Origin of the sequence: Geobacillus zalihae NBRC 101842, from assembly GCF_001544135.1 — a bacterium.
In the GTDB taxonomy this organism is placed as follows: domain Bacteria; phylum Bacillota; class Bacilli; order Bacillales; family Anoxybacillaceae; genus Geobacillus; species Geobacillus zalihae.
In genome coordinates, this window is the sequence record NZ_BCPV01000119.1 from 1 (window position 1) to 2592 (window position 2592).

Genomic DNA, 2592 nt, shown 5'->3' on the forward strand with positions numbered 1-2592 from the left:
AAATTTTTTAATTATGAATTCCTTGTTTATTGTATTAAATATTGGAGGTTTATCGATATATTGTTTCTGTTAGAGATTAAAACATTAAATGGAGTAATGGGACTTATATCAACTTTGCTGCTGGTAATTTCATTATTATCGATATTGTTTATATTGTTTGAATTAAGAACCACAGAGAAAAAAAGGATTGGACAGAAAAAATATACCATTAAGAAAATACAACCTAGGGATAGGGATATATTAGTTTACCTTGTTACTTATGTTTTACCGCTGATTAGTCTAGATATGGATAATTTTAGGGATATAATAGTTTTATTTGTTCTTATTCTTTTAATATTCTGGTTATCGATGTATTCAGATTTACTTTATGTCAATCCAGTTATGGCAGCTCTAAAATTAAGAATATACGCTATCGAAACAGATTTAGGTGAAGCACTCCTTATTTCTAAAAATGATAAATTCGAGGAATGCTTAGGTAAAAAAATAATTTGTTATCGTTTTATTAGAGATAAAGAAACAGTATTAATCGATGGGAGTAGGGGGCAACAAAATGAATGATGAATTGATTTATGTAAAAGAAAAAATTAATGAAATGGAACATAACAATGATTACGTTTACCAGTTATTTATAGTAGGTTCTGTACTAAGAGAAGGAACACAATCTGTTTATGATGATTGTGATCCAAAAGAAATTCCAATCGACCAATCAGTACAAGATTGGTTGTTGGGAACCACAAAGGCTTTGCTAGAGGATGTAACAGAAAATTATCAAGTATTAAATATTAGAGAAGTTGACGAAGAAAGCGAGACAATAAAAAGATATATTGAAATAAATAATTTAAATCAACTTTATTTATGGACTCAGCGTATAAATAATGAGCAAGTTGAAAATGATGCAAGGACTTTAATAAATAGAGATGATTTTAAACCTAAAGTGTTATTAGCGAAACTTGAAATTGATGATGAAATGAAGGTTTATTTTTTAAAAATAATAAACGAAAGTGTATTTCTAAAAAAACGTAAAATACTTGAAGTTGTGGATAGAGGTGATTATCAGATCTCCCAAGAAAGAGACAAGAAGCTTTTTTTAGACGATCAATGGGACGGAATTATAATTGGTAATAATGTTCTATTGTACAATGAAAATAAAATTTTATCTTTGTTTAGATATTATGAAAGATTTAGACAAGCAGCAGATGAAATAGTCGAACAGATAATGGAAAAAGGGATTGTTTCAGATGATTCTAACTTTTTACAATTTGTTCAGTCTCAGATAAGTCTTCAAAAGAAGCTAGCTAAGGCAGCTGATTATGGGTTGGAACGCATAAAAAGAGAGCGTATTGAGGAATTGATAAATACTGGCATGATTAATTTGCAATTAGATGAGCAAGGCAGGATAGTCTGTACCACAAAAGAAGAAGCGCGATTGGTTATTGATGTAATATTAGACAATTTTGTTTCCTCTTTAATTACTGATGATAAATACCGAGCTATCAATAAAATGCGTATACAATAATTACTGTGTTTTGTTGTGTCAGTGTTGGAATAAAATAAGCATCTTAGATAAACGAAGGCTGGGCGACGTATTGGCATCAGCGCATTTTGCGCGAGATGGATTTGACGAGCGATGAGGCGATTGAATTTGCGAAACTGAACGCCAACGTCGTGCAACCGTCGCGCACCGGCATCAATCCGTATTATTTAGGACTGAAAATTTTTGAAGACATTGAAGAGCGGTGGAACAACCCGACTGAGGAGATGAAAAAATACGGCGTCAAGCCGGGGTCGGGGAGGGCGAAAATTTTTGAAGTGCGCGAACTGGAATCCGACATTTCGTTTTTGCGCAACTATTTGACGAAAGAGCTCGTCATGCGCGAAGATATGTATTTGTTCCAAAAACAGGGAAAAGAATATAAAATCGTCGACAAAAACTGGGAGCATATCCGCGACCAACTCGTCAGCATGCGGGTCAACGGCGGGTTTCCGTATATCACGGTCAATGACGGCGACTACATGCGCAATGGGGAGCTGTATTTAAAACATTGGTATGAAGGGATCGAACTCGATCTGAAGTATTTGGAAAAAGTATTGCCCTACATTTATCAGTTGTGGGGCCGTCCGGTCCATATGGAGACGGTTGTTGAAGAGAAGCCGATGTTGTTTACGTATGACGGGAAGACGGTGCATCGGAAGTATTTGTGATCACGAACGGCAGGGGCATCCTGCTTTTTTTGTTTGTCACGGCAGATATGTGAAAAATGTCACAAATTATTCGAATTTGCGATGGATAAGAGCGGGAAGTTTATGGGATAATAAACACAACTGGTTTGTGATGTTTATCACAATTATGTCATGTAGGACTTTACGGAGGGGAATGAACGTGTGGAAACGGCAAGAAACGTGGCTCCCGAGTTCGACAGTTTTGAGGCCATTTTAGGCAAATGAAAATGGCCAAAATGCTGTTATATCAAAGATTTCGCGATGCGGATCCTAGAAAAAAACACTGAATTTCATAGGCACACGACTTGTTTATTTTAACTTTTAAAACAGCTGAATATCGGTTATAATATAGGCATGTACATACGGAGAGTC

The 2592-nt window shown here is 35.2% G+C and carries 2 protein-coding genes and 1 pseudogene; all 3 read left to right on the plus strand.

Translation table 11 applies throughout. The annotated features are described in order from the left end of the window. Nucleotides 1–558: KwaA family protein (locus GZ1_RS17550; protein WP_217996042.1), on the plus strand; the 558-nt coding region annotated here is incomplete at its 5' end. Next, nucleotides 551–1516: a Kiwa anti-phage protein KwaB-like domain-containing protein gene (locus GZ1_RS17555; protein ID WP_011230106.1), complete on the plus strand. Its 966-nt coding sequence runs from the start codon at nucleotides 551–553 to the stop codon at nucleotides 1514–1516. The genes GZ1_RS17550 and GZ1_RS17555, both read left to right, overlap by 8 nt. A 47-nt stretch (nucleotides 1517–1563) precedes the next feature. Beyond that, nucleotides 1564–2202, plus strand: a pseudogene (locus GZ1_RS17560) (SpoVR family protein); the annotation flags it as partial. Between the last annotated feature and the right edge of the window lie 390 nt (nucleotides 2203–2592).